Source organism: Paraburkholderia phytofirmans OLGA172, from assembly GCF_001634365.1.
GTDB lineage: Bacteria > Pseudomonadota > Gammaproteobacteria > Burkholderiales > Burkholderiaceae > Paraburkholderia.
The window spans coordinates 2,168,410-2,193,039 of sequence record NZ_CP014578.1 but is presented as its reverse complement, the minus strand read 5'-3'; the positions used below and the strand labels follow the sequence as shown (position 1 = coordinate 2,193,039).

Below are 24,630 nucleotides of genomic sequence, written 5' to 3'. Positions count from 1 at the left end.
CAGCCTCGCGGTCCGCGCGCGCTTACAGGAAGCGGTGGCCGAACCACCAGGCAGCTGCGGCGAGCGCCGCGGAAGCCGGAATCGTCAGAATCCACGCCCAGACGATGTTGCCGGCCACCCCCCAACGCACCGCGCTCAACTTCTGCGTGGCGCCGACACCGACGATCGCGCCGGTAATCGTATGGGTGGTGGACACTGGAATACCGAGCCACGACGCCGTGAACAGCGTGATCGCCCCGCCCGCCTCCGCGCAAAAACCGCCGACCGGCTTCAGCTTGGTGATCTTCTGGCCCATCGTGCGGACGATGCGCCAGCCGCCGAACAACGTACCGATACCCATGGACAGATAGCAGCCACCGATCACCCACAGCGGCGGTGCGTCCGCGATCGACGAAGCGTAGCCGGTCGCGATCAGCAACATCCAGATGATGCCGATGGTTTTCTGCGCGTCGTTACCGCCGTGTCCGAGGCTGTACAGTCCAGCGGAGATCAGCTGCAAGCGCCGGAAGCGCCGATCCACTTTGCTCGGTGGCGTACGGAAGTAGATCCACGACACCGCGAGCATGAAGAACGAGCCGAGTACGAAACCGAGCAGCGGGGAGATGAAAATGAAGGCCACCGTCTTCATCAGGCCGTCGAAATTGAGCGAACCCCAGCCCGACTTGGCCAGCGCCGCCCCCACCAGTCCGCCGATCAGCGCGTGCGACGAGCTGGACGGGATACCGTAATGCCACGTGATGATGTTCCAGCCGATTGCCCCGACCAGTGCACCAAAAATGACGTAGTGGTCGACGATATGCGGATCGATCGTGCCCTTGCCGACCGTCTGCGCCACTTTCAGGTGGAACACGAAATACGCGACAACGTTGAACGCCGCCGCGAAAGCCACGGCCTGCTGCGGCTTCAGCACGCCGGTCGACACGACCGTGGCGATCGAATTCGCCGCGTCGTGGAAGCCGTTCATGAAGTCGAAAATCAGCGCGACGGCGACCAGGCCGGCGACGACCCAGATAGCGAGTTGTATCGATTGCATTATGCGTTTTCCAGCACGATGCCTTCGATGATGTTCGCCACGTCCTCACACTTGTCGGTGATCGTTTCGAGCAGTTCGTAAATAGCCTTCAGCTTGATCAGCGTCTTGACGTCGTCTTCTTCGCGGAAAAGCTTCGACATCGCCGAGCGCAGCACGCGGTCGGCTTCGGATTCCAGACGGTCGATGTCCTCGCACGCCTTCAGGATCTGGCTCGCCTGCTTCATGTCCGATAGCAGGCTGACGGCGAACTGCACACGCTCGGAGGTGGCCGTGCAGATATGCGCCAACTGGCTCGCTTCGGAGGTCACCGCCTGCACGTCGTACAGCGAGATAGCGGTGGCGACGTCCTCCATCAAATCGAGGATGTCGTCCATCGTGGTGATCAGCTTGTGGATCTCGTCGCGGTCGAGCGGCGTGATGAAGGTCTTGTGCAGCAGGTCGATGGCTTCGTGCGTGAGCTTGTCAGCGGCCTTTTCGGCCTTCTGCACGTTTTGCTTGTGGGTCTCGGCGTCCTGCAGGTTGTCGATCAGCAGCTCGAGTTCCCGGCTTGCCGAGACGATGCACGTTGCGTGCGCATTGAAAATTTCAAAGAACTTGCCCTCGGTGGGCATGAAACGACCGAACATTGGGATCCCGAAAATTGGTCACATTATGACTGACATAAAACCGCCACATTGTACCGTTCCGGGATCGATGCCGCACTTTTGAAAGCGTCGTTACGACAGACCCAGCCCTTATCCCAGCCGTTGCCCCTTTACTCGCTGTAGAAATTCTGCGCGCCGGCAAAATTGTCGAACTTCGTAAATTGGCCGTGGAACGTGAGCCGAACAGGGCCGATCGGACCATTCCGCTGCTTACCGATGATGATCTCCGCCGTACCCTTGTCGGGGCTGTCCGGGTTGTACACCTCATCGCGATAGATGAACAGAATGACGTCCGCATCCTGTTCGATAGCGCCGGATTCACGCAAGTCGGACATGATCGGCCGCTTGTTCGGGCGCTGTTCGAGACCGCGGTTGAGCTGCGACAACGCGATCACCGGTACGTCGAGTTCTTTAGCGAGACTCTTCAGCGAACGCGAGATTTCCGAGATTTCGGTCGCACGGTTTTCACCCGACGACGAACCGCTCATCAGCTGCAAGTAGTCGATGATGATCAGCCCAAGCTTGCCGCACTGGCGCGACAGCCGACGCGCGCGCGAGCGCAATTCCATCGGGTTCAAGCCGCCGGTTTCGTCGATGAAAATCTGCGCCTCGCTCATTTTCTGCACCGCGTGCGTGAGCTTCGGCCAATCCTCGTCGGTCAGGCGCCCAGTCCGCATGCGGTGCTGGTCGAGCCGGCCGACCGAGCCCAGCATACGCATGGTGAGTTGCGAGCCCGGCATTTCCATCGAAAACACGGCGACCGGCAGGCCGTACTCGACCGCCACATATTCGCCGACATTCATCGAAAACGCCGTCTTACCCATCGACGGGCGGCCCGCCACGATGATCAGCTCACCGCCGTGCATACCGGAGGTCATGCGGTCCAGGTCGACAAAACCAGTCGGCGTGCCGGTCACGTCGCTCGGATTGGCGGTGTGATACAGCGTATCGATCCGCTCGACCACCTCGGTCAGGAGCGGCCCGATCTCCAGGAAACCCTGCGTGCCGCGCGCACCGTCTTCCGCGATCGAAAACACTTTCGATTCCGCCTCGTCCAGCAACTGGCGGACTTCCTTACCCTGCGGATTGAAAGCGTCGGCGGAAATTTCGTCGGCCACGGACACGAGGCGGCGCAATACCGCACGATCGCGCACAATTTCCGCGTAGCGGCGGATATTGGCCGCGCTCGGCGTGTTCTGCGCCAGCGCGTTCAGGTAGGCGAGACCGCCGACCTCTTCCGCCTTGCCCGAGGTGCCGAGCGCCTCGTACACGGTAATCACGTCGGCCGGACGCGTCGCCGCGATCAGCTTGCCAATGTGCTCGAAAATGATGCGGTGGTCGTACCGGTAAAAATCGCTCTGCGACAGGAAGTCGGCGATGCGGTCCCATGCCGCGTTGTCGAGCAGCAGGCCGCCCAGCACCGACTGCTCGGCTTCGATCGAATGCGGCGGGACTTTCAGCGACTCGATTTGGGGATCTTTGGACGGTGCGTTCATGGAGAGGAATTATCGGGTAAATGCGCGCGGAGGGAAATCAAAACCGATACTTCGATACATCGGAAACGGGCAACAAAAAAGGCAGGGGCCGGTCACCCGGCCCCTGCCTTTTGCCAGTAACAACCTGGCAGATGCTAACTGATGCTTAGACGTGTTCGCCGATCACAGCCACGTTGACATCGACGAGAACGTCGGTGTGCAGCGAGATCTGAACAGCGTGGTCGCCAACCAGCTTCAGCGGGCCTTCCGGCAGACGCACTTGCGCCTTTTCCACTGCGAAGCCTTGCTTGACCAGTGCATCAGCGATGTCCGCGTTCGTCACCGAGCCGAACAGACGGCCGTCGACGCCAGCCTTCTGATTGATCTGAACCGTCGAGCCTGCCAGCTTTTCGCCTTGAGCTTGAGCGATAGCCAGCTTTTCAGCGGCGATCTTTTCCAGTTCAGCACGGCGAACTTCGAATTCAGCCAGGGCTTCCTTCGTTGCGCGGCGAGCTTGTTTGTTCGGGATCAGGAAGTTACGTGCGTAACCGTCCTTGACCTTCACGATATCGCCCAGGTTGCCCAGATTGACGACTTTTTCCAGAAGAATAATTTGCATTCGGATACTCCTTATCGCGTCGTCGGGTTAGGCCTTGTGCTGGTCGGTGTACGGCACCAGCGCGAGGAAACGTGCGCGCTTGATTGCCGTGTCCAGCTGGCGTTGATAGTGCGACTTCGTACCCGTGAGACGCGCCGGCGTGATCTTGCCGTTTTCGCCGATGAAGTCCTTCAGCGTTTCGAGGTCCTTGTAGTCGATGTGATCGACGTTAGCGGCCGTGAAACGGCAGAACTTCTTGCGCTTGAAGAGCGGATTTTGTTGCTGACGACGCTTGTCGAATTTCTTACCAGTCGGGCGGGGCATGTTCAGTCCTTTCCAATGTCCTGCAATTCTGTGATGTGAAATACCAGTGTTCTTGCGTTGCGGTGCTTTTTCGCCAGAAAGCCTGTGAAGAGCGTTTCCACGCCCATCTGACAGCCTTCCAGCTTACCGCTCGCCTCGCCTGCGGCTACCGCCTGCATGGTCAGTTCGACTTGCCGGGCAATGCCGGCTTCGACGACTTCCGTGCGGTGGTGCAACGTGCAGCCTGCAATCGGAACGCCGGCGGGGGTATACCGCACCGGTTCGCGTTCGACGACGCTGGCCGTAAGTTGCAGCCGGTTCATGAAGCCTTTGACGAGAGCGACGCTTGATCTGGTAGCTTAAATTGTGTGTCTTAAGCCTGCGCTTCGGACGGTTGCGTAGCAGCCGACTTCTTGGCTTCTTCGCGCTGCACTTCCTTCATCATCGGCGACGGGCCGGTTTCGGCCTTCTTCATCTTGACGATCAGGTGACGCAGAACAGCGTCGTTGAACTTGAATGCGTGTTCCAGCTCGTCGAGCGTGGTTTGGTCGCATTCGATGTTCATGCAGACGTAGTGAGCCTTCGCGAGTTTCTCGATCATGTAGGCCAGTTGGCGACGGCCCCAGTCTTCGATACGGTGGATCTGACCACCGTGCGACGTGATCGTGCTCTTGTAACGCTCGATCATGGCGGGCACTTGCTCGCTCTGATCGGGGTGCACGATAAAGACGATTTCATAATGACGCATACACACTCCTTGGGACTTGTGGATTAAAGCCACCCGGGCGTCGGAACCGGTGTGGCAAGTGAGAAGCCAAAGAGTGTAACCCGATTGGGGCCGGGTTGCAAGATATCCCGTTAATGCGGCACGTGAATCGGGTGTGTTTTCAAGGGTTTAGGGGCTAACGGGTGGTCGCGGCTGACGCCGTGGGTTACGGTGACCAAAAAGGCGATCGAAACCGGCGGGCAAAGCCCCGAACGCGCCGGAGGCCGTCGTGTGTCTCCTGCAGCGCGATCTGGCGGCTAAAAACGCTGATCGCAGCTGCTTTTAGCCGCCCTCAGTCCGCTCGCCGCCTTGCAGGCGGGCTTTCAGCGCCGCTTCCAACCCGCTCAACGCATCCGGCGCGGCGTCCGTGATCGCCCACCAGGTCATCCCTTCTGCGTTCCAGTGCGAGATCGAATAGCCTTCGCGGGCCAGCGTCGCGGGGGCCGCGCCGTCCGTGCTGCGGCCCGTTCCGCCGGTGCCGGCCTCCGGAAACACGTACACGTCGATCACGTGCTTGCGGTAGTGGTACACCAGCACGGCCACCCGCTGATGCGCGAGGTAATCCAGCCGCCCACCCTCCAGCGCGAAGCCGCTCGCCGCGAGGTCCTCGACCGGCGGTGAATAGTCGAGCCGGCCGTTGAACCACGGCTTGACCGTGTGCTTGTCCGTCGAAATCACGTCGATGTCGCGCCCCGACACCTGCGCGCGCACGTGGCTCTCGACCAGTTCGTCGGCGAACGGCGCGAACTCCGCCGGGCGGCGCAGACTTAGCGTGACGCCCGCGGCCACGGCGCACAGCCCGACGACCAGCGCGGCCAGCCAGCCTTGCGCAATCAGTCTGTTCGAGCCAACGGCAGCGCCCAGGCCGCCAAAGCCGCCCTGCGGACCACGCCAGCCGTTCAGCCAGCTATCGATCCACGCGAGCCAGCGCCGCTGACGCGGCGGAGGTTTAACGGTCGCGCCGGCTGGAACCTGCGTCGTCGTGGCAATGGCATCGTCCGTCCCAGGCAGTCCCGCGACAATCCGGGCCCGCAGCGACGCCGGCGCGCGGTGATAAGGAGCCGCGCGCAGCGATTCGCTCAACGTATGCAGATTTTCGCTTTCGCGCCGGCAGGCGTCGCAGCGCTCGATGTGCTGCTGGACGCGCTGAGCGTCTGGCGCGGGCAATTCGTGGTCGGCGTTCGCATCGAGGAGCGGCCGCGCTTCGTTACAGTCCATCTGGCGTCTCCTGAGCTAAGCCGGCGGCGCTTGCGCCGGGGTTGTTGGGCGGACGGCCGTTGGAGGCCGCCCGGAGTGGCGTGACGGAAGCCGTGGATGGCGTGCATGCGCCCGGCATCGTGGCGCGTGGCGAACCGGCTCCCCCCTTGCTTCGCCGTCAGCAGCGCGGCCAGCTTGCGCCTGCCCCGCGCGAGCCGCGACATCACCGTGCCGATCGGCACGTCGGCCACCATTGCGATCTCGCGATAACCCATTTCTTCAAGCTCCCGCAGGATCAGCACCTCGCGGTACTCGACCGGCAATTGCGCGAGCGCATCGTGCACGAGCTTCGTATCCTCGTTGCGGATCAGGAGTGTCTGCGGATCCGCGCCGCCCGCGCTCCAGCCTTCGAAGGTGGCGTCGTCCATGGTGTCGTCGAACTCCACCGTCTCGTGCGACGACGCGCGCCGCCGCCACTCCGTGTACCAGGTGCGGCGCACGATCGCGAGCAGCCACGGCCGCGCCGAGTCGCCCCGGAAGGTATCGAAGAAACGGAACGCGCGCATGAACGCTTCCTGCACCACGTCGTCGGCATCGTTGGCGTTGCCGCACAGCCAGCGCGCCAGGTTGTACGCGGCGTCGAGGTGCGGCAGCGCCAGTTCCTGAAAACGGCGGCTCCTTGCTGCATCGGCGTCGGCATTGACGTGCGCGCGGGCGGCGTCTGAATCGGTTTGGACCACCTCGGCCCTCCAGGAGGTTGCAGCCAGGCTGTGTAACTCGCTTTCACTCGCTCATTACGCATAACCGGTCACGTGCCGGGTTTATTCCCGCCTGCGTCTTGAATCCGAATATTCAAGCCGCTAGTGCTAGTAAGTGGGGCGATTCCAGTAATCCTCGCTGGCATACACCTCTTTCAGGTAATCGATGAAGTAGCGCACCTTGGCCGGCACATAACGCTGCTGCGGATAGACCGCCAGAATGTCGTAGTCGGGCAGTGCGAATTCGTCCAGCACGGTTTCCAGCTCGCCGCGCGCCAGTTGCTGCTGGATTTCCCACGTGGAGCGCCAGCCGAGCCCGAGCCCTTCGGATACCCAACGATGCAGCAGCTCGCCGTCGTTGCAGTCGAGCGTGCCGCCCACCCGCACCGTCGCCAGCTTGCCGTTGCGGCGGAAGTACCAGCCGCGGTTCTGCCCGCCTTGCAGGTTGAACGCCAGGCAGTTGTGCTGCGGCAGATCTTCGAGCGTTTTCGGCTTGCCGTACTTACGGAAATAGTCCGGCGTGCCGCAGACCACGCGCCGGTTCGACGCCAGCTTTACCGCGACGAAATTTGGATCGACTACGCCGCCGATCCGGATCGACAGGTCATAACCCTCGCGCACCAGATCCACGACGCGGTCGGTCAGGTTGAACGACACTTGCAACTCCGGCTTGTCGGCGAGAAAAGCCGGCGCGAGCGGTGCAACGTGCTTGCGCCCGAACGCGGCCGGCGCCGACACGATCAAATGGCCGTTCACCGCGCGCCGTCCGGCGCTCAGTTCGTTTTCCGCCTGGTCCCATTCGGTCAGCAGGCCGCGGCAGCGCTCGAGAAACGCCGCGCCGTCTTCGCTGACCACGAGGCGCCGAGTCGAGCGGTACATCAGCTTCACGCCGAGGCGCTTTTCCAGCGCGTCGATGCGGCGCCCGAGAATCACCGGCGACACGCCCTCTTCCAGCGCGGCCGCCGCGAGACTGCCCGCGTCGGCGACGCGCACGAAAGTTTCGATTTGTTTGAAGCGGTCCATGTTTGTCTCCTCTCGCGCCCCGGGGCCAACGGCTCGGGGTTCAGCGCTTTCGGCTTCACGGGGCCAGCTTCCGGATCGCGGCTCCCGCCTCCCTCTGCTCGCCGCGCCCCAGGCGTCGCGCTCCGCACCCGCCCGACCCAGCCGCGCAAAGCCACGCGCCATTCCATACTTTTTGTTTCGAAATAAGCGACCTGGACTGATCTTATCAAACCTTTCGGTGAAGCCTACAGTTCGATCAACACCTTTTGGTTTGCAAATCCGTCAGCGAATTCGTTACCCCACCGATTCGCCCATCCAAGACATTCAGGAGACATTCATGGCCAAGATGAGAGCCGTCGACGCAGCCGTGCTGGTGCTCGAAAAAGAAGGCATCAACACCGCATTCGGCGTTCCGGGCGCAGCAATCAACCCGTTCTACTCGGCTATGCGCAAGGCAGGCAGCATCAGCCACGTGCTGGCGCGTCACGTCGAAGGCGCGTCGCACATGGCCGAAGGCTATACGCGCGCCCAGCCGGGCAACATCGGCGTGTGTATCGGCACCTCGGGCCCCGCCGGCACCGACATGATCACCGGTTTGTACTCCGCTCAGGCCGACTCGATTCCTATTCTGGCTATCACGGGCCAGGCGCCGCGTGCACGTCTGTACAAGGAAGACTTCCAGGCCGTCGATATCGAATCGATCGCCAAGCCGGTCACCAAGTGGGCCGTCACGGTGCGCGAACCGGCGCTGGTGCCGCGCGTGTTCCAGCAGGCCTTCCACCTGATGCGTTCGGGCCGTCCGGGTCCGGTGCTGGTCGACCTGCCGATCGACGTGCAGCTCGCCGAAATCGAATTCGACATCGACACGTACGAGCCGCTGCCGGTCTACAAGCCGAAAGCGACCCGCAAACAGATCGAAGCCGCGTTGAAGCTTTTGAACGACGCTGAAAAGCCGTTGATCGTCTCGGGTGGCGGCGTGCTGAACGCAGTCGCTGAAGACCTGCTGGTCGAATTCGCCGAAACCGTCGGCGTGCCGGTGATTCCGACGCTGATGTCGTGGGGCGCGATTCCCGACGACCATCCGCTGATGGCCGGCATGGTCGGCTTGCAAACGTCGCACCGCTACGGCAACGCGACGATGCTCGCCTCCGACTTCGTGCTCGGCATCGGCAATCGCTGGGCGAATCGTCACACGGGCAGCGTCGAGGTTTATACCAAGGGCCGTAAGTTCGTGCATGTGGACATCGAGCCGACGCAGATCGGCCGCGTGTTCGGACCGGACCTCGGGATCGTGTCGGACGCGAAAGCCGCGCTCGAACTGTTTGTCGAAGTGGCGAAGGAGTGGAAGGCCGCCGGCAAGCTGAAGGACCGCAGCGCATGGGTCGCCGATTGCCAGCAACGCAAGAAGACGATGCTGCGCAAGACGCACTTCGACAACGTGCCGATGAAGCCGCAGCGCGTGTACGAAGAGATGAACCAGGTGTTCGGCCGCGATACGTGCTACGTGAGCACGATCGGTTTGTCGCAGATCGCCGGCGCGCAATTCCTGCACGTCTACAAGGCGCGTAACTGGATCAACTGCGGCCAGGCAGGCCCGCTCGGCTGGACGATTCCGGCAGCGCTCGGTGTGCGCGCAGCAGACCCGCAACGGCCGATCGTCGCGCTCTCGGGCGACTACGACTTCCAGTTCATGATCGAAGAACTGGCAGCCGGCGCGCAATTCAAGCTGCCGTACGTGCACGTGGTGGTGAACAACTCGTACCTCGGTTTGATTCGCCAGGCACAGCGCGCATTCGAGATGGACTTCTGTGTGCAACTCGGCTTCGAGAACATCAACTCGCCGGAAACGAACGGCTACGGCGTGGACCACGTCGCGGTTGCCGAAGGCCTGGGTTGCAAGGCGATCCGCGTGTTCAAGCCGGAAGAACTGAAGCCGGCGCTGCTGAAAGCGCAAGCGATGCTCTCCGAGTTCAACGTGCCGGTGATCGTCGAAGTGATCCTCGAACGCGTGACCAACATTTCGATGGGCACCGAGATCGACGCGATCAACGAGTTCGAAGATCTGGCCGAGAGGCGCGAAGACGCGCCGACGGCAATCAGCATGCTCGACTGAACTTTCAGACGCTTTGACGGGCGCTCCAATGCGCGCGCTTTGGCCCGATGAGCATCACATGAGCGCGGCTCGGCACCCCTGAGCCGCCTCATGAAGTTATTCCACTGACCGACCAGCGAGACAAAAAAGCACCATGCCGAAATTTGCAGCGAATCTCACCATGCTGTTCAACGAAGTCCCGTTCCTCGACCGCTTTGCGGCAGCAGCGGAGGCGGGCTTCAACGCCGTTGAATTCCTGTTTCCGTATCCGTATCAGATCGCCGAATTGGGCGAGCGTCTGGAACAGAACCGTCTCAAGCTCGTGTTGCACAACCTGCCCGCGGGCAACTGGGAAGCGGGCGAACGCGGCATCGCGTGCCTGCCGGATCGCGTGGGCGAGTTTCAGGAAGGTGTCGGCCGTGCGATCGAATACGCGACGGCTTTGACGGTGCCGCAACTGAATTGCCTCGTTGGCATTCCGACGGTCGGCGTCGATGCGGACAAGGCACGCTCGACGATCGTCGACAACCTGCGTTTCGCCGCGGGCGAACTGAAAAAAGCCGGCATCAAGCTGCTGGTCGAGCCGTGCAATTCGTACGACATCCCCGGCTTCGCGCTGAACCGTTCGGGCGAAGGCCTCGACGTGATTCGCGCGGTGGGTTCGGACAATCTGTTCCTGCAATACGACATCTATCACATGCAACGGATGGAAGGCGAACTCGCGGCAACGATCAAAAAGAATCTGCCGCAGATCGCGCACATCCAGCTGGCCGACAACCCCGGCCGCAACGAGCCGGGCACCGGCGAAATCAACTACCCGTTCCTGTTCGACCTGCTCGATTCGCTCGGCTACGAAGGCTACGTCGGTTGCGAATACAAACCGCGCACGACCACCGCCGCCGGCCTCGGCTGGCTGCAGAGCGTGGCCGGGCAAACCCGCGGCGCGGCCCACGCCGCTGCCTGATCGACTCATTGATCACATCAGGCACACCACGCCCCGAAGGAAGTCCCCCTGCGGGACCCCAAACAACACTGGAGATTTAGACACATGGCAAAGATCGGTTTCATCGGCCTCGGCATCATGGGCGCGCACATGGCGCGCAACCTCATCAAGGGCGGCCACACGCTGTTCGTGAATGGCGCGTACCCGGTGCCGGAAGATCTGAGCAAGACGACCACCGTAGTCGCCAATTCGACCGCAGTGGCACAGGCCGCCGATATCGTCATCATCATGGTGCCGGACACGCCTGACGTCGCCAACGTGCTGTTCGCCGACGACGGCGTCGCCGCCGGCCTCACAGAGGGCAAGCTGGTGATCGACATGAGCTCGATCTCGCCGCTCGATACGCAAGCCTTCGCGAAGAAGATCAACGCGCTGGGCGCGGACTACCTCGATGCACCGGTGTCCGGCGGCGAAGTCGGCGCGCGTGAAGCGTCGCTGACGATCATGGTGGGCGGCCCGGAGAAGGCCTTCGCCAAGGCCTTGCCGCTATTCGAACTGATGGGCAAGAATATCTCGCTGATCGGCGACAACGGCGCAGGTCAAACCTGCAAGGTCGCAAACCAGATCATCGTCGCGCTGAACATCGAAGCGGTGGCTGAAGCGCTGCTGTTCGCATCGCGCTCGGGCGCCGATCCGGAACGTGTGCGCAAGGCGCTGATGGGCGGTTTCGCTTCGTCGCGCATTCTCGAAGTGCATGGCGAGCGTATGACCAGGCGTAAGTTCGATCCGGGCTTCCGCATCGAGCTGCACCAGAAGGATCTGAACCTCGCACTCGACGGCGCACGCAAGCTGGGTATCGCCCTGCCCCATACGGCAAGCGCGCAGCAACTGTTCAGCGTATGCGCGGCGAACGGCGGCAAGGCATGGGATCACTCGGCCATGGTGCGCGCGCTCGAAATCATGGCGAACTACGAAGTCGCGCAAGCGCCGGGTAGCGAAGCCAAGGCGGCCTGAAGCAAACGGACACAGACTGCCGTGATCGTTGCACCGTCAACGTCATGGCAATCGCAGGTGGGGCGCCCGGACCGTCGTGAAGCATCGTCGGCGGAACGGGCAAATCGTGCCGCTCTGGGCTGAGAGCGGCAAGTGGGGTCCGCAGCGGCACCCGGCGGCGCCGGGGAAGCCTTGGTCGGTCAGACGTCGTCGTCGGGTGTCCGGCTGTCGGATTTCAAACTTATGCGTTTTCCGCCAATCTCTCGCAGCGGCTGCATCATGCATGCCGCCTGCCAGCATCTCTCCTTGCAGGTCTCCTCGCACGTGTGCTCGCAAGTCCGCTTGCATTTGCTTGCATTTGCTTGCAACTGCGCGCCCGCGGCACGACCTTTTTTGACACATCGGTCCGCGCTTTTCTCCTACACTCGTTGAGTCTGGTTGCAGGCGCATCAGCGATCACGTGCGGCTTGCCGATCATTGCAGCGCATGTGCTCTGCTTCATTCGCCCGACTCCCAACCAGTGTTCAACCCGTGAGCGGAATGTGCTTGCGCCGGTAACCCATCTGCAAAGGATTCAGAATGAGCATCTTTGGTGACATCGTAAACAAGCTCTTCGGCAAAGCGAAGCCCGACCAGCCTGCGCCTGCGGTTGAGCCGACACCGGATCCGGCAGCGGCGCAAGCTGCTGCACCGGAGGCTACACCGGCGCCCGCGCCGCTGGCCGACGTCGACGTCGCTGCCGTCATGGACCAGTTCGTGAGTGAGAGCGGGCAAACGTTGAACTGGCGCACGTCGATCGTCGACACGCTGAAAGCGCTCGGTGTCGACAGCAGCCTCGAGCATCGCAAGCAGCTCGCACAGGAACTGAAGTACGGCGGCGACACGAACGACTCGGCGAGCATGAACATCTGGCTGCACAAACAGGTGATGCAAGCGCTGGCGGCGAACGGCGGGAAATTGCCTCCGGATCTCGCGGCCTAACTGCTTGCCGGCCTCGCCTGTTTCCGCCGATAGCGATCAACCTTAAGCTGAAACGACAACGCGGCGCCCGGGTCGATGACCTGGGCGCCGCGTTGTCATTCAAGCTTCATGTGCGGGACACGGTTCTGACTTTGAACCGGGCCGCCCGCGCCACATCAATCAGTACGTATCGAAAGTCTTCTGCAACGCAACCGGCCCTGTCCCGCCCGCGGCCAATGCCAGCATCAGCAGCACGCGCGCTTTGTACGGATTCAGCGAACCTGCGCTGACGAAACCGAGTGCGTCGTCGGCGGCCGCGCCGTTGCGCATCACATGCCCTGAACCCACGCGCGACGCACGCACCACCGCGACGCCTTGCGAAGCGGCATCGGCCAGCGCCTGCTGCACCGAGGCGTGAATCGAGCCGTTACCCGTGCCCGCCACGACGATACCGCGCACACCAGCAGCAACCAACGCATCCACGGCAATGCGCGAGACGCCCGCGTAACTCACGATGATCTCCACATGCGGCCACTTCGCGCCGATCACGAATTCGGTCGCGAGCGTATGCGGACGCACCACGCTGCGCTGAAATTCGACGCGGCCGTCCTGCACCCAGCCGAGCGCGCCGATATCCGGAGACTGGAAGGCATCGACTGCATATGTACTCGTCTTGACCACGTCGCGTGCGCTGTGAATCTTGTTGTTGAACGCCACCAGCACGCCCTGCCCGCGCGAACCCGTGTGCGCCGCAACCGTCACGGCGTTCAGCAGATTCAGCGGACCATCGGCGGACAGCGCCGACGCCGGGCGCATGGCTGCCGTCAGCACGACCGGCTTGTCCGACTTGATCGTCAGATGCAGCAGATAAGCGGTTTCTTCGAGTGTATCGGTGCCATGTGTGACCACCACGCCGTCGATGTCATCGTCGGCGAGCAACGTGTTGATGCGTTGCGCGAGCGTGGTCCACAGCGACATTTCCATGTCTTTACTGTCGACGCTGGCAATCTGCTCGGGCGCGATGCGCGCCACCGTGGACAAGGCAGGCACCACGGCCAGCAATTGCTCGACGCCGACCACACCGGCCTGGTAGCCCGATGTGTTGGTGGCGTCCGCGGCCGCGCCGGCGATCGTGCCGCCGGTCGCCAGCACGGCGATGCGTGGCAGCGGCGGCGTGGCGCCTTCGTCTGAAGGCGTGGCGGAGGAAGAAGTCGAAGTATTCATGGCGGCGATTGTAAGCGATGCGCCGCGCGCCGCCATGCGTGAAAAAACGGATGTCCGTTGATTTCGGAACTGGATGAGGCCAGCGCTCTGTGCGCCACGAGTTTGCGCGGCGTTTGCATCACGGCCAGCCGCAGCCCGCATGAAGTTCGCGCTGGCGCCGCAACGAATTCACGCGACGCCGTTCGTGCCCCGTGCCGAACCATGCCGATCCGGCGCAAGCCTCAAACCGCTTCGCGCAGCTGCGCGGCGATTTCCGCTTCGTTCAACTGCGGCGCGAACATTTCGATCAGCCGGTATGCATACGCGCGCAGGAACGCGCCCTTGCGCAAGCCAACCCGCGTCGTGCTCGCCTCGAACAGGTGCTGCGTATCCAGCGCGACCAGTTCCGTGTCGCGCTTCGGATCGTAAGCCATGGCCGCCACCACGCCGATGCCCATGCCGAGTTCGACGTAAGTCTTGATCACGTCGGCGTCGATTGCGGTCAACACGACGTCGGGCAGCGCACCCGCTTTCGCGAACGCCTGGTCGATGTGCGAGCGGCCCGTGAAGTCCTGGTCGTAGGTGACGATCGGGAATTCGGCGATCTCGTCGAGCGTCAGGTTCTCGCGCCCGACCAGCGGATGCTCCTTCGGCACCACCACGACGTGATGCCACGAATAGCACGGGAAGGTGACGATATCAGGAAAGCGGTCGAGCGCCTCGGTCGAAATGCCGATGTCCGCTTCGCCGTTGATGATCATCTGAGCGATCTGTTGCGGGCTGCCCTGGCGCAGCGCCAGATGCACCTTCGGGAACACCTCGGTGAATTGACGAATTACCTTCGGCAGCGCGTAACGCGCCTGCGTGTGAGTCGTCGCCACGACGAGGTGGCCGCTGTCCTGATCGGCGTACTGGCGTGCGACGCGGCGCAGATTCTCCGCATCCAGCAACATCCGCTCGATTAGCTGATGCACCGCCTTGCCCGGCTCGGTGAGACCCGTCAGACGCTTGCCGCGCCGGATGAAAATATCGACGCCGAGTTCGTCCTCCAGGTCCTTGATCTGTTTCGATACGCCCGACTGCGACGTGTACAACACGTTCGCCACCTCAGTCAGATTCATGTTCTGACGCACGGCCTCGCGCACAAAGCGCAATTGCTGAAAGTTCATCTGTATGTCTCCGGTTGATCCAGAGTTGAGTTATTAGAGTTTGATTGAAACGCCGAGTGTTGTTACGCTGCTTTGGGTGTCGGTTTTGGTGTCGCTCATTGCGCCGGAAATACGCGCAACGCGCGCGGCACGGCCGTCACGCCATCGCCGATCGCCAGTTGCAGATCGCGCCACGATTCGCGGTCGAGTTCCGCCTCGAGCACACTCCCTTCACGGCCCGCCAGTTCCACACGCACCGAGCCGCCGAGCGTCACTACGCGCCGCACGTCGACCACAATGCCTTCGCGGTGGCCAGACGCTTGCGGGTACAACTGCAAATCGTGCGGCCGCACATACGCGAACGCCGGCCCGCTGAAATCGGCCTTGATCGCGACCGGCAGCGCCGCGCCGTCGACCACGAAGCCACTCGCATTCACGTTGCCATGCAGACGGTTCGCCGCGCCGAGGAACTCATAGACGAACGAAGTTTGCGGATGGTCGTACACGTCCTGTGGACTGCCCACCTGCTCCACATGCCCGCGATTCAACACGACGATCCGGTCGGCCACTTCGAGTGCTTCTTCCTGATCGTGCGTGACGAAGATCGTCGAGATATGCAGATCGTCATGCAACCGACGCAGCCAGCTGCGCAATTCCTTGCGCACTTTCGCATCCAGCGCGCCGAACGGTTCGTCGAGCAGCAGGACCTTCGGTTCGACAGCCAGTGCGCGTGCCAAAGCAATCCGCTGCCGCTGGCCACCCGACAATTCCGACGGATACCGTTGCGCGAGCCAGTCGAGTTGCACGAGCTTCAGCAGTTCATGCACCTTCTCGCGAATCACCGCTTCCGAAGGCCGCTCTTTACGAGGCTTCACGCGCAGGCCGAACGCGACGTTCTCAAACACCGTCATGTGACGGAACAGTGCGTAATGCTGGAACACAAAACCGACTTCGCGCTCACGCGCGCCGACCGTCGCGACGTCCTGGCCTTGCAGCACGACCTGGCCGCCGTCCGCGTATTCGAGGCCGGCGATCACACGCAGCAAGGTGGTCTTGCCACAACCCGACGGCCCGAGCAGCGCAACCAGTTCACCCGGCGGAAAGTCGAGCGAAACGTTATCGAGCGCGACGAAATCGCCGAAGCGCTTTTGCAGGTTACGAACGGTGATACCCATTACAGCTCTCCTTGCTTGAGCGGGTGCTTGACTGCACTCTTCGACACATGCGTTGTATTGACTGACTGTGAAGCGGACTGTGGAGCGGGCTGTAAAGCGGACGCCGGCGTGACAGGCCCCGCATACGCCGGCACATCGCGCGCGGCAGACAGTTCCGCCGACATATGGCGCTCGGCAAGCAACTTCAGACCGAGCGTCACGAGTGCCAATAAGGCCAGCACCGACGCCACGGCAAACGCCGCCGAGAAGTTGTATTCGTTATAGAGAATTTCGACGTGCAGCGGCATCGTGTCGGTCTGGCCGCGAATGTGGCCGGACACCACCGACACCGCGCCGAACTCGCCCATCGCCCGCGCGTTGCAGAGAATCACGCCGTACAGCAGGCCCCATTTGACGTTCGGCAGCGTGACGCGCCGAAAGGTCTGCCAGCCCGAAGCGCCGAGCACGTGCGCGGCTTCTTCTTCGTCGTTGCCTTGCGCCTGCATCAGCGGAATCAGTTCGCGCGCGACGAATGGGAACGTGACGAAGATCGTCGCCAGCACGATACCCGGCACCGCGAAGATGATCTGCACGTTATGGTCTTGCAGCCACGGGCCGAACCAGCCTTGCGCGCCGAACATCAGCACGTAGATCAAGCCGGAAATCACCGGCGAGACCGAGAACGGCAGATCGATCAACGTGGTCAGCAATGCCTTGCCGCGGAAGTCGAACTTGGCGATACACCATGACGCGGCGAGGCCGAATACGAGATTCAGCGGCACCGCGATGGCAGCTGTAATCACGGTAAGTTTGATGGCCGACAACGCATCCGGGTCGGCAAGCGATTCCAGATAGAAGCCGATCCCCTTGTTCAAGGCCTGATAGAACACGGCGACGAGCGGCACGACCAGGAACAGCGCGAGAAACAGCAACGCGACGCCGGTCAGAATCCAGCGCACGACGGGCGGCTCGGTGACCGGATCGGGCCGGCGCGCGACATTGAGCGGCGCGCGCGGCGCCAGGGCAACAGCAGCGGCATCCACACCATTCAGGGAGTTGCGGCTCATTGCACACCTCCGCCGACACCGATCGCCGCCACGCTGGCAACGGCAGGCGCCGGGCCTGCGCCGCCACGGCCCGTCCGGCGCTGCAGATACCACTGCAGCGTATTGATCAGCAACAGCATCAGGAACGACACCACCAGCATCACGACCGCGATGGCGGTGGCGCCGGCGTAATCGTATTGTTCGAGCTTGGTGATGATCAGCAGCGACGTGATTTCCGATTTCATCGGCACGTTACCGGCGATGAAAATCACCGAGCCGTACTCGCCGAGCGCCCGCGCGAAGGCCAGCGCGAAGCCTGTCAGCAAGGCTGGGAATACGGCCGGCAGCACCACGCGGCGAAACGTCAGCCAGCGCGACGCGCCAAGGCAGGCGGCCGCTTCTTCCTGCTCGCGCTCGAACTCTTCGAGCACCGGCTGCACGGTCCGCACGACAAACGGCAAGCCGATGAAGGTCAGCGCGATCAGCACACCGGCTGGCGTGAAGGCGATCTTGATGCCGAGCGGTTCGAGAAACTGCCCGATCCAGCCGTTGCCCGCATACACCGCCGCAAGCGAAATACCGGCCACGGACGTCGGCAGAGCAAACGGCAGATCGACCACCGCATCGACGATGCGCTTGAACGGGAACGTATAACGCACCAGCACCCACGCGACCAGAAAACCGAACACGGCGTTGATCAGCGCGCCGCCGAGGGCCGAGAAAAACGTCAGGCGATACGACGCGAGCACGCGCGGCGACGTGACCGCGCGCACGAACTGAGCCCAGTCGAGCGTCGCGGTCTTGAGAAAGGTCGCCGCAAGCGGAATCAGCACCACGAGGCTCAAATAAGCGACCGTGATGCCGAGTGTCAGGCCGAAACCGGGCAAGGCACTCGGTTTTCGGAAGGTCAGCGTCGTCATGCTCAGTACTCTTTCAGGGTTGATGCCGGTGGCTCTTTTTTCGGCCGCCTGGCTGGCCACAAGCGCGCCGGGCGGGCGCGCTTAATGGCGAGGTGTGACTCACATGTCTAACTTCAACGTCTAACTGCGACGTCTTACTGCGTATCTCGTCCCGCCGTGTGCCGCGCTGTGTGGCCGTTACTGCGGCGAGTAAATCGAATCGAACACGCCGCCGTCGGCAAAGTGCGTCTTCTGCGCGTTCGCCCAGCCGCCGAACGAATCGTCCACCGTGTACAGCTTCAGCTTCGGAAACTTCGAGGTCAGCTCGGCCGGCACCTTGTTCGAACGCGGGCGGTAGAAGTTCTTCGCTGCGATTTCCTGACCTTGCTCGCTGTACAGGAAGTTCAGATACGCTTCGGCCAGCTTGCGCGTGCCGTGCTTGTCGACGACCTTGTCCACCACCGCAACCGGCGGCTCGGCCAGAATGCTCACCGACGGCACGACGATTTCAAACTTGTCCGGACCGAATTCCTTCAGCGACAGGAACGCTTCGTTTTCCCACGCGATCAGCACGTCGCCGATTCCGCGTTGCACGAAGCTGGTGGTCGCGCCGCGCGCGCCCGAATCCAGCACGCCGGCATTCTTATAGAGCTTGCCGACGAATTCCCTGGCCTTCTGATCGTTGCCGCCCGGCTGATGTTCGGCATAGGCCCATGCGGCCAGGTAGTTCCAGCGCGCGCCACCCGATGTCTTCGGATTCGGCGTGACGATCGACACACCCGGCTTGATCAGATCGTCCCAATCCTTGAGGTGCTTCGGGTTGCCCTTGCGCACCAGAAACACGATCGTCGACGTGTACGGCGAGGCGTTGTCCGGCAAACGCTTTTGCCAGCCTTTGTCGAGCAAACCCTTGTTGGCCAGCGCGTCGATGTCGTAGGCAAGAGCCAGCGTCACGACGTCCGCCTGCAAACCGTCCAGCACCGAGCGTGCTTGCGCACCCGAGCCGCCGTGCGACTGCCTGAAGGTGACCGTCTCGCCCGTTTTGGCCTTCCATTCCTTGCCGAATGCCTGATTGACGTCCTGGTACAGCTCGCGTGTCGGGTCGTACGAGACGTTCAGCAGCGTCGTCTCGGCTGCATGCCCCTGTGTCGTGACGCCGAGCGCGGCGATCGTGCCGGCTGCGCCCAATGCGAGCGCCGCGATGAGTTGTCTGGTCCTGCCTGCCAGCCCCGTGCCTTGATGGTTCATGCCAACTTTCTCCGCGTTGTGGTCCGCTGAAACAGCGTGGTGTTGTTTTGCGTCGCGGTCACGTGCACATGAGCGCCAACTCGAAGGGCAGTCTATCGAAGCGCTTTCATCATTAATAATAATGTTTCTTCATTTTTTAATACGCAAAAGTGGTAATGACGGCCAGATAAGGCGTTGCAGCACGAAAATGGGTATTAAGACATCCATTTCCGACGCTGGAACGCCACCCCGGGCCGCGAACTTAAAGTAAAGCTTGAATTGCGCGGAATACTGTATAAAAATACAGTCACCTGTTCATACATACAGTAGCGCCATGACCAAACTCACCGCACGACAGCAGCAGGTTTTCGATCTGATCCGCCGGGCCATCGAACGCACCGGCTTTCCGCCCACCCGCGCGGAGATCGCCGCCGAGCTGGGGTTCAGTTCGGCCAACTCGGCAGAAGAACATTTGCGGGCGCTGGCTCGCAAGGGCGTGATCGAACTCGCGGCCGGCGCATCGCGCGGCATTCGTCTGCTGGCGGGGCCGGAAGATTCGCCGTACCAGTTCACGCTGCCGCACGCCAGCATCATGCAACTGTCGCTGCCGCTGATCGGCCGCGTTGCAGCGGGTAGCCCGATCCTTGCGCAGGAACATATCTCGCAGCACTACGCGTGCGACCCGGCGCTGTTCTCGAGCAAGCCGGACTATCTGCTGAAGGTACGTGGGCTGTCCATGCGCGACGCGGGCATCTTCGACGGCGACCTGCTCGCGGTGCAGAAGAAAAGCGAAGCCAAAGACGGCCAGATCATCATCGCGCGCTTGGGCGACGAGGTGACGGTCAAGCGCTTGAAGCGCCGGCCGAACGGTATCGAGCTGATCGCCGAGAACCCCGACTACGACAACATCTTCGTTGAAACCGGCAGTGCGGAGTTCGCGCTCGAGGGTATCGCCGTCGGGCTGATCCGCCCGGGTGAGTTCTAACCCCCGCTCGTGCTCCACCCCAAAGCTGCCCTAACGTTGAATCGCCTGGAGAGACTCATGGAACGCCTTGCCCGCCTGCTGCCTTTTCGCCAGTTCGGTCGTTTGCGCCATCTGCGCAAACTGGTGCCCTGCTCACTGATCGAGGCGTCCTCGGCGAGTACTCCATCGCTGTTCGACACGCCGGCCGGCGTATCGGGCTTGCCCTCCTCGCTGCCGGCTTTTGCTCGCGTGTCGTTGAATTCGGGGCTGAATACGGCTGAACCTGCGCGTCGCGCGCCGGTGCGCGTCTATCACGGGCCGTCACGGCTGATCATGGTCGGCACGGTAGACGCCGTGTGCCGCATGATCGATCGTTGCATCGCCGACGAGGCCAATGTGCACGGCGCGGTGTTCGAATCATAAGCGGCACTGCGGCTGCACTGCCCGTGCACTGCATTCCACTGCGGCTGTGCGGCTGTGCGGCGAGCGGCCAGCGGCATGCGGCGTGCGAAGCGCGGCCTAAGGTCTTTCGGCCGCCCGCGGCCTCTCGGATATGGCATCGTCTGGGATCGTTTTCGCGTGGCCGCGGTCCACGTTAGATCACACCTGATGGAGAATCCCACCCGATGGCAGTTTCAACTCGCACGAGACGCAGCGGCATCCGGCCGCTGATTGTCGCTTTGATTGCAATTGTGGTGATTGCCTTGTTGGGGTTCGGTTACGCGTCGCCCTACATGGCGCTGAATAACCTTAAACGCGCGGCGGATGCGCGTGATGTGCAAACCGTCAATGAATACGTCGACTTTCCCGCATTGCGCGAGAGCCTGAAGCAGCAGGTCACCGGTTTGTTAACACGTCGGCTCGACGCGCATGGCAGCGGCAATCCGTTCGCCACGATTGGCGCAATGATCGGCGCGGCATTGATTGGTCCGCTGGTCGACGCTTATGCGACTCCCGACGGCGTTGCGGCATTGCTGAACGGCATGCCGCCGCGCGGCAACCCGGGCGAACGGCCGCCTGTTCCGCCGGTCTCAGCGGCGCCCGCACCGGAACCCGCGCCCCCTGTTGCCGGCAATACGGCCAACGGCACAGCTAATAACGAGAACAACGCGACGCCACCGCAACCACCGCAAACCACTGCGGGCTATCGCAGCCTGAACGAATTCGTCGTTACCTATCAGCATGGCGCCGGTGACGCGCGTTACTCGGCGATCTTGCGGCGCGAAGGCTTGTTCACATGGAAGCTGGCCGCGGTCAATCTGAACGAGTGATCGTCTGGCAGGCGCTATCGACTTGAGCGAATCATAGTTTGACCGACGCGGTCGCCCTGATCGAACGACCGCTCGGCCCACGTGGCCCTTTCAGCCCAGTGCGCGCCCCACCACCGCTGTGCGTCAAGCCGCCGCTTGCTGCTGCTCCTGCGCGGACGAGCACGCCACCAGAATGCTGCACGAGACCCGATCCAGCAGCGGGGTATTCCCCGCACCCATCCACCATCGTGCCAGACCGGTGCGGCAACGATGGCCGACCACCACGAGGTCGACATGCAATTCGTTCGCCAGGTTGGCGATCTCATCGATCGGATGGCCAAACGCAAAATGCCCTTGCGCGGTCACGCCGCGTTCGGTGAGCCAGTCCACCCCTTCCTGCAGGATGTCGCGGGCCGTTTTTTCGAAGCTGCCACAGGCCACATCGGTCAGCAGGCCCGCACTTTGCGCAATGGTCGAGCGCATGTCGACCACTGACAATAAGTGCGTTTCCGCCTTCAGATCCAACGCGAGGTCGGCGCCGCAACGTAACGCTTTGCGGCCTTCGCGCGAGCCGTCGTAGCACAACAGGATTTTTTGGTAGCTCGCCATGATTTTTCTCCCATTCCGCGAGAAGTGCGGTCTGAATGAATCATGGTGCGCCGCAATTCAGGTTGCAAGGGATGGAAAACGCTAAGTGCGCCCTAAACAGGTACGTGTTGGATTCGATCCGCAGGCGCGCCATTTGGCGACATTGTGCTCGGCGAGGTGATGTGGGCGGCCAGCAAGTCGATGAATAGGGGCTGGGGCTCAAGGAAAGCCCAACGCCGTCAGGCCAAAAACCGAAACACACAAACCACTCCGCCCAACATTATTCCGCAAGGAAAGCCCAAGCTGATGCCGCGCGGCGATCCGCGCCACAATCGCCAGCCCAAGCCCGCTGCCCTCGCCCTGGGCTTCCTCCCCGCGATAAAACCGATCGAAAACCCGCTCGATTTCAGCCTCCGGTATCCCGGACCCGCTATCCACCACGTCAAACCCCACCCGCTCGCCAGAGCGCTTCAGAATCAGATCTACACGCCCGCCCCGCGGCGTATGCCGGATCGCGTTGTTGATCAGATTCCCCAGCAACACACTCATCCCATGCGGCTCAGCCAGTACCGTATAAGCATCGTAGTCCGCACGGGCGTCTTCACACTCGAGCCCGAGATCGATCTCCTTGGTCTCCGCGAGCAGCGAAAAATCCCCCACCGCCTGCTCGCCGATGCGGCGCAAACTCACCGACACCATCGACGTCACCGGATGTGCATCCTCACGCGCCAACGTCAACAACTGCTGCACCAGGTGAATGATCCGGTTGACCCGCCCCTCGACGCGCTCCAGCGTTTGCCCTTCGCCCTTTAACGAGCCGTCGCGGGAAGCCGCCTGCAGTTGCAGCTTCAGCGCGGCAAGCGGCGAGCGCAGCTCATGCGCGGCATCGGCGATAAACGTGCGCTGCGCCTGCGAAGCAACGTTCAGGCGTTGCAGCAGATCATTGAGCGCTCCCACCAGCGGCTTGATTTCGACCGGCACGGTGCCGTCAAGACGCAGCGGCTCCAGCGAATCGAGCGACCGGGTCGTCAGCGCGCGCGTCAGCCCGCCGATCGGCGCCAGCCCCTTTGCCACCACCAACAGCACCAGCACGATCGTCACCGGCACCAGCACACCGAGCGGCCACAACGTATGCAGCGCCAGTTGCAGCGCAAGGTCTTCGCGTACGGAGATCGGCTGCGCAACCTGGATATAACGGTCGCGCTGTTCCAACCCGAACGCGCGCCAATGATTCTCGCCGCGCTTGACCGTGCTGAAGCCCGCAGGCAAACGCGAGAATACCGGCGCCTGCATCGAGTGATAAATGAGCTCGCCAGACCGGTCCCAGATCTCGATCACGACCCGATCGTCGGCCAGATCGCCCAGGTCGGGATTGCGATGCTCGCCGTCGCTCGCACCGGCCAGGTTCGATGGCAAGGACAGCGCCACCGTGCGCAGCTCGTAGTCGAACAGTTCACTCGCTTCTTCGCGCGCGGTGTGAAAGATGCCGAAGCCCGCCACGCCCGAAGCCGCGGCCAGCCCGAAAATCAGCCAGCCCAGCAGCCAGCGGCGAATCGACGTCATCAGCACCTCTTCAGACGGTAGCCCACGCCGCGCACGGTCACCACCTGCTCCGCGCCGATCTTGCGCCGCAAACTGTGCACGTGCACTTCGATGGTGTTGCTGCCCACCTCTTCGCCCCAGCCGTATAACTTCTCTTCCAGCTCGGCCTTGGTGAACACGCGCGTGGGTTCTTCGATCAGCGCCTGCAGCAAGGCGAACTCGCGCGGCACGAGCGGCAGCACTGCGCCGCTTTTGGTGACTTCGTGTGCCGCGGGATCGAGTGTGAGTTCGCCGTGCGCATAGATGGGTTGCTTCTGGCCGGTGCGCCGCCGCAACAGCGCGCGCACCCGCGCGGCCAGCTCGTCGAGGTCGAATGGTTTGATCAGATAATCGTCGGCGCCCGCATCGAGGCCGCGAATCCGATCGTCGACCGCATCGCGCGCAGTCAGGATGATCACCGGCGCGGCACCGCCGCTCTTACGGTAGGCATTGAGCACGTCGATGCCGTCCTTCTTCGGCAAGCCAAGATCGAGCAGCACGAGGTCGTAGACGCCGTTACCCAGCGACAACTCTGCCGCGCGGCCGTCTTCGGCCCAGTCGATCGCGTAGCCCGAACGGCGCATTGCGCCCAATACCGTCTCCGCAATCATGTCGTCGTCTTCGACGAGTAGCAGACGCATGGTCTCTCCTCTCTCCAGTTTGCCGGCATTGTCCAGCCCGTTAGCTTAACGCTTCCTTATGTCCTCCTTAAGAGAAGCTTAGGCGACGCTGAAGGGAGGCTTATCGGACGCTTAAATTCCGGTTAAGCGTTCCTTAAGCTCTCCATGAGCAGAATCGGCACCTGT

The 24,630-nt window shown here is 62.3% G+C and carries 25 protein-coding genes and 1 pseudogene; 7 read left to right on the top strand and 19 right to left on the bottom strand.

Going from position 1 to position 24,630, the window contains the following annotated elements; genetic code table 11:
• Positions 1-22: 22 nt before the first annotated feature.
• The 10 genes and pseudogenes from AYM40_RS09400 to AYM40_RS09355 all read right to left on the bottom strand — a co-directional run bounded on the left by AYM40_RS09400 (position 23) and on the right by AYM40_RS09355 (position 7,797).
• Positions 23-1,033, bottom strand: coding sequence for an inorganic phosphate transporter (locus AYM40_RS09400; RefSeq protein WP_063495984.1), 1,011 nt, complete (start codon positions 1,031-1,033; stop codon positions 23-25).
• Entirely contained in the window at positions 1,033-1,659 is a 627-nt protein-coding gene (locus AYM40_RS09395; RefSeq protein WP_063495983.1) for a DUF47 domain-containing protein, read from the bottom strand. The genes AYM40_RS09400 and AYM40_RS09395 overlap by 1 nt, the downstream gene beginning before the upstream one ends.
• A gap of 128 nt (positions 1,660-1,787) precedes the next feature.
• Complete coding sequence (locus AYM40_RS09390) at positions 1,788-3,173, bottom strand: replicative DNA helicase (protein WP_063495982.1); 1,386 nt, start codon at positions 3,171-3,173, stop codon at positions 1,788-1,790.
• 145 nt (positions 3,174-3,318) lie between these two features.
• Positions 3,319-3,771: a 50S ribosomal protein L9 gene (rplI, locus tag AYM40_RS09385; RefSeq protein WP_063495981.1), complete on the bottom strand. Its 453-nt coding sequence runs from the start codon at positions 3,769-3,771 to the stop codon at positions 3,319-3,321.
• A 27-nt stretch (positions 3,772-3,798) separates the two neighbouring features.
• A complete protein-coding gene (rpsR, locus tag AYM40_RS09380; RefSeq protein WP_012432802.1) occupies positions 3,799-4,074 on the bottom strand; it encodes a 30S ribosomal protein S18 in 276 nt (91 codons plus the stop codon).
• Between the two features lie 2 nt (positions 4,075-4,076).
• Positions 4,077-4,376: a primosomal replication protein N gene (priB, locus tag AYM40_RS09375; RefSeq protein WP_028196682.1), complete on the bottom strand. Its 300-nt coding sequence runs from the start codon at positions 4,374-4,376 to the stop codon at positions 4,077-4,079.
• A gap of 50 nt (positions 4,377-4,426) precedes the next feature.
• A complete protein-coding gene (rpsF, locus tag AYM40_RS09370; protein ID WP_006048823.1) occupies positions 4,427-4,801 on the bottom strand; it encodes a 30S ribosomal protein S6 in 375 nt (124 codons plus the stop codon).
• A gap of 300 nt (positions 4,802-5,101) precedes the next feature.
• Entirely contained in the window at positions 5,102-6,037 is a 936-nt protein-coding gene (locus tag AYM40_RS09365) for an anti-sigma factor family protein (protein WP_063495980.1), read from the bottom strand.
• Positions 6,027-6,756: pseudogene (locus tag AYM40_RS09360) on the bottom strand (RNA polymerase sigma factor). The gene AYM40_RS09365 and the pseudogene AYM40_RS09360 overlap by 11 nt, the downstream one beginning before the upstream one ends.
• Positions 6,757-6,882: 126 nt before the next feature.
• Positions 6,883-7,797 (bottom strand): LysR family transcriptional regulator, encoded by a 915-nt coding sequence (locus tag AYM40_RS09355; protein ID WP_063495979.1) that lies wholly within the window; start codon positions 7,795-7,797, stop codon positions 6,883-6,885.
• 316 nt (positions 7,798-8,113) lie between these two features.
• On the opposite strand from AYM40_RS09355, the gene gcl reads away from it, so the two are divergent.
• From gcl to AYM40_RS09335, 4 genes are all read left to right on the top strand, one after another.
• Positions 8,114-9,889 carry a glyoxylate carboligase gene (gcl, locus tag AYM40_RS09350; protein ID WP_063495978.1) on the top strand — a complete coding sequence of 592 codons (1,776 nt, stop codon included), beginning with the start codon at positions 8,114-8,116 and terminating at the stop codon, positions 9,887-9,889.
• Positions 9,890-10,022: 133 nt separating this feature from the next.
• Complete coding sequence (gene hyi / locus AYM40_RS09345) at positions 10,023-10,832, top strand: hydroxypyruvate isomerase (RefSeq protein WP_063495977.1); 810 nt, start codon at positions 10,023-10,025, stop codon at positions 10,830-10,832.
• Positions 10,833-10,916: 84 nt separating this feature from the next.
• The gene (locus AYM40_RS09340; protein WP_063495976.1) at positions 10,917-11,825 is read left to right on the top strand and encodes a 2-hydroxy-3-oxopropionate reductase; all 909 of its coding nucleotides are present in this window, start codon (positions 10,917-10,919) and stop codon (positions 11,823-11,825) included.
• Between the two features lie 558 nt (positions 11,826-12,383).
• Entirely contained in the window at positions 12,384-12,785 is a 402-nt protein-coding gene (locus AYM40_RS09335; RefSeq protein ID WP_063495975.1) for a DUF3597 domain-containing protein, read from the top strand.
• A gap of 159 nt (positions 12,786-12,944) precedes the next feature.
• On the opposite strand, the gene AYM40_RS09330 is transcribed toward AYM40_RS09335, so the two are convergent.
• The 6 genes from AYM40_RS09330 to AYM40_RS09305 all read right to left on the bottom strand — a co-directional run bounded on the left by AYM40_RS09330 (position 12,945) and on the right by AYM40_RS09305 (position 19,462).
• Entirely contained in the window at positions 12,945-13,988 is a 1,044-nt protein-coding gene (locus AYM40_RS09330; RefSeq protein ID WP_063497931.1) for an asparaginase, read from the bottom strand.
• Positions 13,989-14,209: 221 nt separating this feature from the next.
• The gene (locus tag AYM40_RS09325) at positions 14,210-15,136 is read right to left on the bottom strand and encodes a CysB family HTH-type transcriptional regulator (RefSeq protein ID WP_063495974.1); all 927 of its coding nucleotides are present in this window, start codon (positions 15,134-15,136) and stop codon (positions 14,210-14,212) included.
• 95 nt (positions 15,137-15,231) lie between these two features.
• On the bottom strand, positions 15,232-16,290 hold the full coding sequence (locus AYM40_RS09320; protein WP_063495973.1) for a sulfate/molybdate ABC transporter ATP-binding protein: 1,059 nt from the start codon (positions 16,288-16,290) through the stop codon (positions 15,232-15,234).
• The gene (gene cysW, locus AYM40_RS09315; protein WP_063495972.1) at positions 16,290-17,336 is read right to left on the bottom strand and encodes a sulfate ABC transporter permease subunit CysW; all 1,047 of its coding nucleotides are present in this window, start codon (positions 17,334-17,336) and stop codon (positions 16,290-16,292) included. The genes AYM40_RS09320 and cysW overlap by 1 nt, the downstream gene beginning before the upstream one ends.
• On the bottom strand, positions 17,333-18,235 hold the full coding sequence (gene cysT, locus AYM40_RS09310) for a sulfate ABC transporter permease subunit CysT (RefSeq protein WP_063495971.1): 903 nt from the start codon (positions 18,233-18,235) through the stop codon (positions 17,333-17,335). The genes cysW and cysT overlap by 4 nt, the downstream gene beginning before the upstream one ends.
• Before the next feature lie 177 nt (positions 18,236-18,412).
• A complete protein-coding gene (locus AYM40_RS09305) occupies positions 18,413-19,462 on the bottom strand; it encodes a sulfate ABC transporter substrate-binding protein (protein ID WP_063495970.1) in 1,050 nt (349 codons plus the stop codon).
• Between the two features lie 313 nt (positions 19,463-19,775).
• Here AYM40_RS09305 and lexA point away from each other — a divergent pair, with 313 nt between their 5' ends.
• From lexA to AYM40_RS09290, 3 genes are all read left to right on the top strand, one after another.
• On the top strand, positions 19,776-20,426 hold the full coding sequence (gene lexA, locus AYM40_RS09300) for a transcriptional repressor LexA (protein ID WP_063495969.1): 651 nt from the start codon (positions 19,776-19,778) through the stop codon (positions 20,424-20,426).
• A 57-nt stretch (positions 20,427-20,483) separates the two neighbouring features.
• Complete coding sequence (locus AYM40_RS09295; protein ID WP_063495968.1) at positions 20,484-20,828, top strand: hypothetical protein; 345 nt, start codon at positions 20,484-20,486, stop codon at positions 20,826-20,828.
• A 203-nt stretch (positions 20,829-21,031) separates the two neighbouring features.
• Entirely contained in the window at positions 21,032-21,676 is a 645-nt protein-coding gene (locus tag AYM40_RS09290) for a DUF2939 domain-containing protein (protein WP_063495967.1), read from the top strand.
• Between the two features lie 123 nt (positions 21,677-21,799).
• Here the strand turns inward: AYM40_RS09290 and AYM40_RS09285 are convergent, their stop codons facing one another.
• From AYM40_RS09285 to AYM40_RS09275, 3 genes are all read right to left on the bottom strand, one after another.
• Positions 21,800-22,264 carry a universal stress protein gene (locus AYM40_RS09285; RefSeq protein WP_063495966.1) on the bottom strand — a complete coding sequence of 155 codons (465 nt, stop codon included), beginning with the start codon at positions 22,262-22,264 and terminating at the stop codon, positions 21,800-21,802.
• 198 nt (positions 22,265-22,462) lie between these two features.
• The gene (locus AYM40_RS09280) at positions 22,463-23,806 is read right to left on the bottom strand and encodes an ATP-binding protein (RefSeq protein ID WP_063495965.1); all 1,344 of its coding nucleotides are present in this window, start codon (positions 23,804-23,806) and stop codon (positions 22,463-22,465) included.
• Positions 23,806-24,465 (bottom strand): response regulator, encoded by a 660-nt coding sequence (locus AYM40_RS09275; RefSeq protein WP_063495964.1) that lies wholly within the window; start codon positions 24,463-24,465, stop codon positions 23,806-23,808. Before AYM40_RS09275 ends, AYM40_RS09280 begins: the two co-directional genes overlap by 1 nt.
• Positions 24,466-24,630 lie beyond the last annotated feature (165 nt).